This is a genomic window from Frankia sp. CcWB3 (assembly GCF_977927595.1).
Map to the genome: position 1 here is coordinate 1 of NZ_CDWRCK010000232.1, position 6,579 is coordinate 6,579.

The following is a 6,579-nucleotide window of genomic DNA, read 5'->3' on the forward strand; positions in this document are numbered from 1 at the left end:
CCACAGGCCTGTGACCTGCGATGATGCTCTCGATCACGTATTTGTTACTTCATTACGTCCCCTCAGTCCACCCGAGTCAGGGTGAAGCTAAGTCGACTATACAGGTCGGCGGCGCACAGTTCAGCGAATCGAGAGATCTCCGCCTTTCGTGACCGAGTTCGCCCATTGGTCATGATTAGTAGTTCGTAGCACTTCCGACAATAGGAGAAACGACTTGCAAGGAGTCGAAATGAAATAACTTGCGCGTTTCGAACCCTCCACAGGCCTGTGACCTGCGATGATGCTCTCGATCACGTATTTGTTACTTCATTACGTCCCCTACGAAGCGGCTAATAATGAAGTTCTTTCTCGGGCTGATCGTATGTTTGCCGTGTGGGACGGGCGGAAGAGCAGCAAGGCAGGAGGGACCGCCGCCACCGTCGAGCTTGCGAAGGCGCGCCACCTACCGATCGTAGTCATCTGACCCAGGGGGGCAGAGCGGATCTAACTCATCGCGAGGTTTCTTCACGGGGCCGAGATTTCTTCACGGCCTCAAGGCGCGCCTACGGCGCGCGTGTGACCTGCCGCACACACCGTACGTCGCCGCGGGTCGACCACCACGTCAACATGCCTGGCCGCTACGCCTTCATCAGCTGCGGCCGAGGCTTCTGGGGGCCCGGACCAGACCGTATTCCTGGATCAGACTGTATTGTTGGTGGTTCTATGCGCGCGACGGTTCGGGTCTACTGGCTGCTGCTGGTAGCAGGGTTCCGCCGGCAGTCGACCTACCGATTGGCCGCGCTGGGTGGGCTGCTCTCGAACACGACGTTCGGGCTGCTGAAGGTCGCGGTGCTGTTCGCCGCGGTCCGGGCGGCGGGGGGTGAGATCGGCGGGTACGACATCGCGCAGATGGGCACCTACATCTGGCTGTCCCAGGCGATGCTCGGCTCGGTCAACTTCTGGGGCGGCAGCGAGATCGCGGAGAGGATCAAGGACGGCCAGATCGCCGTCGACTTCCTGCGCCCGCTGGACGTGCAAGCCGCCACGATCACAACCGAGGTCGGGCAGGCGCTGTTCGCGTTTATTCCCCGGGGGATCCCACAGCTGCTGATCGGTGGGTTCGTCGTCGGGATGAAGCTGCCCGGGTCGGTCACGGCCTGCCTTCTCGGCGTGGCGAGCCTGCTTCTCGCGGTCGTGATCTCGGCGGCGACCGTCTACCTGGTCGCCGTCGCGGGCTTCTGGCTGGTGGAGACGCGCGGGGTGCAGCTCGTCTACATGGTGGCCTCTGGTTTCCTCGCCGGGTTGTTCGTGCCGATCAGCATGTTCCCGCGGTGGCTCGAACTCCTGGCCCAGGCGACGCCGTTCCCGTCGATGATGATGTATCCGGTCGGCATCCTCGCTGATCGCGTGGACATCACCGGCGCGCTCACCCTGGTAGCGGCGCAGGTTGCCTGGCTGGTCGGCGTCGGCGGGCTCGGCCAGGCGCTGACGCGCGCCGGCCGGCACCGCCTGGAGATCCAGGGTGGCTGAGCCGCTCGCCCTGCGTACCGGGCTGTGCTCGCGTCCCGGGCCCGCTCCCAGACCTCCTACCGGGCGAACTTCGCCCTTGACCTGGTCAGCTCGCTGCTGTCGGCCGTGATCGAACTGGCCGAGGTGTGGGTGGTCTTTCACGCCACGACCCGGCTCGGCGGCCTGGAGTTCCGCCAGATGCTGCTGGTGTTCGGCCTGGCCGACCTCTCCTTCTCACTCGCGGACCTCGCCTTCGGGCACTGCGACAGGCTGCCGACGTACCTGCGCGCCGGCACCTTCGACGTCTTCTACCTGCGGCCGCAGCCGCTGCTGCTGCAGCTGGTCACCAGCGACCTCAGCCTGCGGCGGCTGGCGCGCGCGTCGGTCGGCCTGGCCGCGCTGGTCGCCGGTCTGGCCCTGGGCGACGTTCCCTGGGGCCCGGCCGCGGCCGCGCTGCTGGCGACCGCCCTGGTCAGCGGTGTCGCGACGTTCGCCGCGCTGTTCGTCTGGGCGGGCGGCCTGCAGTTCTTCCTGGTGGACGGCCGGGAGATGACCAACGCGTTCGTGTATGGCGGCCGCTACGCCGCCACCCAGCCAGCGTCGCTCTGGTCCCGGCCGTTGAAGGTCCTGTTCGGCTTCTTCTTTCCGATGGCCTTCACGGGGTACCTGCCGACGCTGATCCTGCTCGGTCTGCCTGGACCGGAGTGGCTGCCGAGGTGGCTTGGCTGGTGCGGGCCACTCGCGGCTGTCTGGGCGTGGGCCATGGCGCTGCTGTGCTGGCGCTGGGGCGTCCGGCACTACCAGGGAGGCGGCGGTTGAGCATGAGCGTCAACACTGCGATCGTCGAGACTCCAATCGTCAACACTGCGATCGTCGAGACAGCGATCGTCGAGACCGTCGGGCTGACCCGGCAGTTCACCGTGCGCGACGGGCTGCGCCGGAGGCGACTGACCGCCGTCGACGACCTGACCGTGCGGATCTCACCCGGCGAGGCGGTCGGCTACATCGGCGCGAACGGCGCCGGCAAGTCCACCACGATCAAGATGCTGGCCGGCATCCTCGTGCCGACCCGCGGCACTGTGCGCACCTGCGGGCTGAGCCCGGTGAAGGACCGGCGCCGGCTGGCCCGCCAGGTCGGAGTGGTGTTCGGTCAGCGATCCCAGCTGTGGTGGGACCTTCCCGTGCGGGAGTCGTTCCGGATCCTGGCCGCTATCCACACCCTGCCCGCCGCCACCGAGCGCACGCGCACCGACGAGCTGGTCGAGCGGCTCGAGATGGCAGACTTCCTCGCCACCCCGGTCCGCCAGCTCTCCCTGGGCCAGCGGATGCGTGCCGAGATCGCCGCCGCGCTGCTCCACTCCCCCCGGCTGATGATCCTCGACGAGCCCACCATCGGCCTCGACGTCCTGTCCAAGCAGCGGCTGCGGGAGTTCCTCGTCGCCGAGCGAGCGGCCCACGGCACCACACTGCTGCTGACCACCCACGACATGGGCGACATCGAGCGGCTCTGCGACCGGGTCCTCGTCATCGACCACGGCCGCCTCGCCTACGACGGCGACCTGGCCGGTCTCGCGGGGGCCGCCGGCGCCGACCGGGTGCTGGTCGTTGACCTCGCCGGGCCCACCGGGGACCTGACGGGCCTACCCGCCGTCCGCCACCTGGCCAGCGAGGCCCACGGCCTGCGCCAGCGCCTCGCTTTCAACGCCGAGACCACTACCGCCGCCCGGGTCCTCGCCGCGGTCACCGCGACGGCCGAGGTCCTCGACTTCACCGTCGAGGAACCCGACATCGAGGACGTCGTCCGCCGCCTCTACGCCACCACCCGTCAGTCGCCCGAACCCGCGCCCAGGGAACCAAGGCGCGAAGAACTCGATGAGGAGGAAGCGCGCCGCCCCGGTGGGACAGCACCCCTGCCATAGGAGCCGTACAACGCTGCAGCCACAGCGCCAAACCCCCTCGGCGTACGAGTGGCGGGCGGCACCCTGGAGCGTCTTCCAGGCCAGGCGAGCCCGCGGTCAACGGTTCGGGAACCGGGCCACCCAACGGCGCTGCCAGGGGGTCTCGACGGCCCGGTGGTGATGGTGTTCCCGGGTCCAGGCGACAGCGTCCGGTGGGTTCAGTCCGGCCAGAACGGCGAGGCAGGCAAGGACGGTGCCGGTGCGGCCGACGCCGCCCCCCGCAGGCGACTTCGACCGCCGCGCCGGCCCGTGCCTGCTCGTGCAGCGCCCGGATGCGCCGGGCGGCCTGGTCCTGGTCACGGGGCAGGAGGAAGTCGGGCCAGTCGATCCACGTGCGCGGCCAGCCCAGCTCCCCGTCGTGGCGGCGGCGAAGACGGCTGGTTCCCAGGTAGAGGCCGAAGTCAGGCACCGGTCCCTCCGGTAGCGGGCGGCGCAGACCGCGGCCGCGTACCCGGCAGCCGTCCGGAAGCCGCAGGGCCCGCACGAGCGGCGGGCCGCTCACCGGGCCACGCCTACGACCTGCCCGGCTGATCGAGAACTCCACACCTGGCCCTCCGCCTGTCCGTATTGACGTGATCGTTGCCGGCGGCGCTGCTGCGGCCGGACGGCCACGTGGCGTGGGTCGGTGAAGATCAGCGGGAGCTGCTCAGCCAGCTGCCCAGGTCCCGCTCCGCGGTGAGGTAAGAGGCGATCATGTCCAGGCAGCCACCACATCCGTGGACTCCACTCGTACGTGAGCATCATTGCGTGGGAAACGGCACGATACGCACGATCGACCGGTCGTGGTCGAAGGCGAGGCTGGCGCAGGGCCGACCCTGCGCCCATGGCTGATCGAATCCGCTGTCATCGATCGACCAGGAATGCAGACCGTAGGCATCCAGCTTGCCCCGGAGAACAGTGATGATCTCCGGGCGGGGGTGGCAACGGTCCGCCGCGACCGCGGCGGTGTCGCTCCGGAGATTGACAGCCGAGTAGCATCCGACCACTGTCGCCCGTTCCGCCAGGCCGCTGGGTCGTAGCCCCCAGCTAGCCGCGGCAAGACACGCAACGGCCACCACCGCACCCGGGATCATCGCCCGCCTCCTGCGCCACCACGGCTTCCGAGAGGTTCTCAGCGAAGCGACGACGTGACGTTCAAGCAGCACCCGACGTTGTTCCAACCGCTGCGGGGGAACGGGCCGCCGTGGCGGAAGCCGGGGAAATCCCAGATCAGGCATCTCGCACCACCTTCTGAGCAGGCCGGTCCTTCCCCGCCGTCATCTCAGCGGGAACCCCGGGCATGCCCGCCGCAGCCCGAACCTTCCGCACCACGCCGAAGACCAGGACAAACCGCCACGGCCGTAGCCTGACCGCGGCGGCGGGCGCTGTGCTCGTGCCGTGCGCCGGTCGGATCACCCCCACACCGCCCGCGCCAGGGCCGCGCCGAGAGCGGCGGCGCCGAACGCGGCGAGCACACTGCCGGCGACGTTGGCCGCGGCCAGCAGCCGGGCGCCGTCCTCGGCCAGCCGCAGCGTTTCGTAGGAGAACGTCGAGTAGGTGCTCAACGCCCCGCACAGCCCGGTCCCCACCAGCGACACCACCTGCTCCGACACCACCTGCTCCGACACCACCTGCTCCGAGGCCACCTGCTCCGAGGCCACCCACGCCGGCGCCGCGCCCGCGCCCGCGGCGCCGGCGACCAGGCCGAGGAGCAGACTGGCCGTGACGTTGACGGTGAACGTGCCCCAGGGAAAGACCGTGCCGTGCCGGGCCTGCACCGCCCGGTCGGTCAGATAGCGCAGCGGCGCGCCGGCCGCGGCCCCGGCGATCACCAGCAGCCAGTTCACCAACTCGCCTCCCGGCCGACGTAGCGGATCACTTCGACCTCGTCGAGGATGACCAGCCCCTCGGTGACGAGTTCATCGAGCTGCGGGAGGAAGGCCCGTACCCGTTGCTCGTCATCGACGATGACCACCGCCACCGGCAGGTCCTCGCTCAGCGACAGCAGCCGGGCGGTGTGCACGATCGAGGAGGCGCCGAACCCCTCCACGCCCCGGAACATACTCGCCCCGGCCAGCCCGGCGCGGTGCGCCCGGTGCACGATCTCGCTGGCCAGCGGTCGGTGATGCCACACGTCGCTCTCCCCGACGAACACCATCAGCCGCAACGCCCGGCCGCTCAACCTCATCACGCCCGCCTTCCCGCGACCCGTCGCGTCGTCGCCACGAACCATCGCATCGCCGTCGCCGCCGCCCACACCGCGCCCAGCGCGACGAGGACGCTCAGCGCCAGGTAGGCCAGTGCCAGCCCGGCCCGCCCGCCGTCCACCAGCCGCTGCGCGTCGAGCGCATACGTGGAGAAGGTGGTGAACCCGCCCAGCACCCCGGTGCCCAGGAACGGGCGGACCAGCGGATGCACCGTCCGCACGTCGGTGATCAGCACCATCAGCACACCGATCGCCGCGCAACCGGCCGTGTTCACCGCCCAGGTGGTCCATGGGAACGTGCCCGGCATCGTCGGCCACACCAGCGACGCCCCGTAGCGGGCACATGCCCCCACCGCCCCACCAGCCGATATCACCGCCAGCAGCGGGACCGGGACAGGCCCATCACCATCAGGGTCGGTGCCATCGGGGCTGGTGCCATCGGGATCGGTCGGTGCACCGACCGTTTGCTCGGCGTCGTCCACGCCCGCTCCCTACCTGCGCGACAGCCGGGCCAGCCAAGCATGACTTGTCACGGTAGGGACCGTTGGCGGTGCACTGCCGCGGTTCGGGTCCGGCGGGCCCCACCGCCGCGCGGTGACCGGAAGCCGCCGCCGTCACACCATACCGGTTCGGTTCACCGCTACCGGTTCACCTGTCACCGTCGTCACACCGTGGGAGCGCACACCGGCCCACAGTCACACGCCGACCCGGGACCGCCCCCGGCCCCCGGTTCCACGGCGCGCAGCTGCGGGCCCGCGCCCTCGGCGATGTCGGCGAGCACCGTGTAGATCTCCCACGGCGCACCGTCCGGATCATCCACCCACACCTTGTCCTGCAGCGCGTAGCAGCAGGCGGTGTTCTCCTCCACCGCCGTCACCAGCCCCGCCTCCCGCAGCCGGGCCGCCGCGGCGGACACCTCCTGCGAGGTCTCGATCTCCACCCCGAGAT

The 6,579-nt window shown here is 69.9% G+C and carries 9 protein-coding genes and 2 pseudogenes; 5 read left to right on the forward strand and 6 right to left on the reverse strand.

Annotation, left to right across the window (positions count from 1 at the left end):
- Positions 1-20 precede the first annotated feature (20 nt).
- From ACY5KJ_RS16035 to ACY5KJ_RS16055, 5 genes are all read left to right on the forward strand, one after another.
- Positions 21-152 (forward strand): hypothetical protein, encoded by a 132-nt coding sequence (locus tag ACY5KJ_RS16035; protein ID WP_462203729.1) that lies wholly within the window; start codon positions 21-23, stop codon positions 150-152.
- 125 nt (positions 153-277) lie between these two features.
- The gene (locus tag ACY5KJ_RS16040; protein WP_462203731.1) at positions 278-463 is read left to right on the forward strand and encodes a hypothetical protein; all 186 of its coding nucleotides are present in this window, start codon (positions 278-280) and stop codon (positions 461-463) included.
- A 239-nt stretch (positions 464-702) separates the two neighbouring features.
- Positions 703-1,509 carry an ABC transporter permease gene (locus ACY5KJ_RS16045; RefSeq protein WP_462203732.1) on the forward strand — a complete coding sequence of 269 codons (807 nt, stop codon included), beginning with the start codon at positions 703-705 and terminating at the stop codon, positions 1,507-1,509.
- A 24-nt stretch (positions 1,510-1,533) separates the two neighbouring features.
- Positions 1,534-2,307, forward strand: a complete 774-nt coding sequence (locus ACY5KJ_RS16050) for an ABC transporter permease (protein WP_462188776.1) — start codon at positions 1,534-1,536, stop codon at positions 2,305-2,307.
- Between the two features lie 2 nt (positions 2,308-2,309).
- Positions 2,310-3,407, forward strand: coding sequence for an ABC transporter ATP-binding protein (locus ACY5KJ_RS16055; RefSeq protein WP_462203733.1), 1,098 nt, complete (start codon positions 2,310-2,312; stop codon positions 3,405-3,407).
- 96 nt (positions 3,408-3,503) lie between these two features.
- Here ACY5KJ_RS16055 and ACY5KJ_RS16060 read toward each other — a convergent pair.
- From ACY5KJ_RS16060 to ACY5KJ_RS16085, 6 genes and pseudogenes are all read right to left on the reverse strand, one after another.
- Positions 3,504-3,948: pseudogene (locus ACY5KJ_RS16060) on the reverse strand (protein-tyrosine phosphatase family protein).
- A gap of 238 nt (positions 3,949-4,186) precedes the next feature.
- The gene (locus ACY5KJ_RS16065) at positions 4,187-4,519 is read right to left on the reverse strand and encodes a hypothetical protein (protein ID WP_462188778.1); all 333 of its coding nucleotides are present in this window, start codon (positions 4,517-4,519) and stop codon (positions 4,187-4,189) included.
- Positions 4,520-4,837: 318 nt separating this feature from the next.
- Positions 4,838-5,272, reverse strand: coding sequence for a fluoride efflux transporter FluC (locus tag ACY5KJ_RS16070; protein WP_462188779.1), 435 nt, complete (start codon positions 5,270-5,272; stop codon positions 4,838-4,840).
- The gene (locus ACY5KJ_RS16075; RefSeq protein ID WP_462188780.1) at positions 5,269-5,616 is read right to left on the reverse strand and encodes a DUF190 domain-containing protein; all 348 of its coding nucleotides are present in this window, start codon (positions 5,614-5,616) and stop codon (positions 5,269-5,271) included. Before ACY5KJ_RS16075 ends, ACY5KJ_RS16070 begins: the two co-directional genes overlap by 4 nt.
- Entirely contained in the window at positions 5,613-6,113 is a 501-nt protein-coding gene (locus tag ACY5KJ_RS16080) for a fluoride efflux transporter FluC (RefSeq protein ID WP_462188781.1), read from the reverse strand. The genes ACY5KJ_RS16075 and ACY5KJ_RS16080 overlap by 4 nt, the downstream gene beginning before the upstream one ends.
- 182 nt (positions 6,114-6,295) lie before the next feature.
- Positions 6,296-6,579: pseudogene (locus tag ACY5KJ_RS16085) on the reverse strand (ArsI/CadI family heavy metal resistance metalloenzyme); the annotation flags it as partial.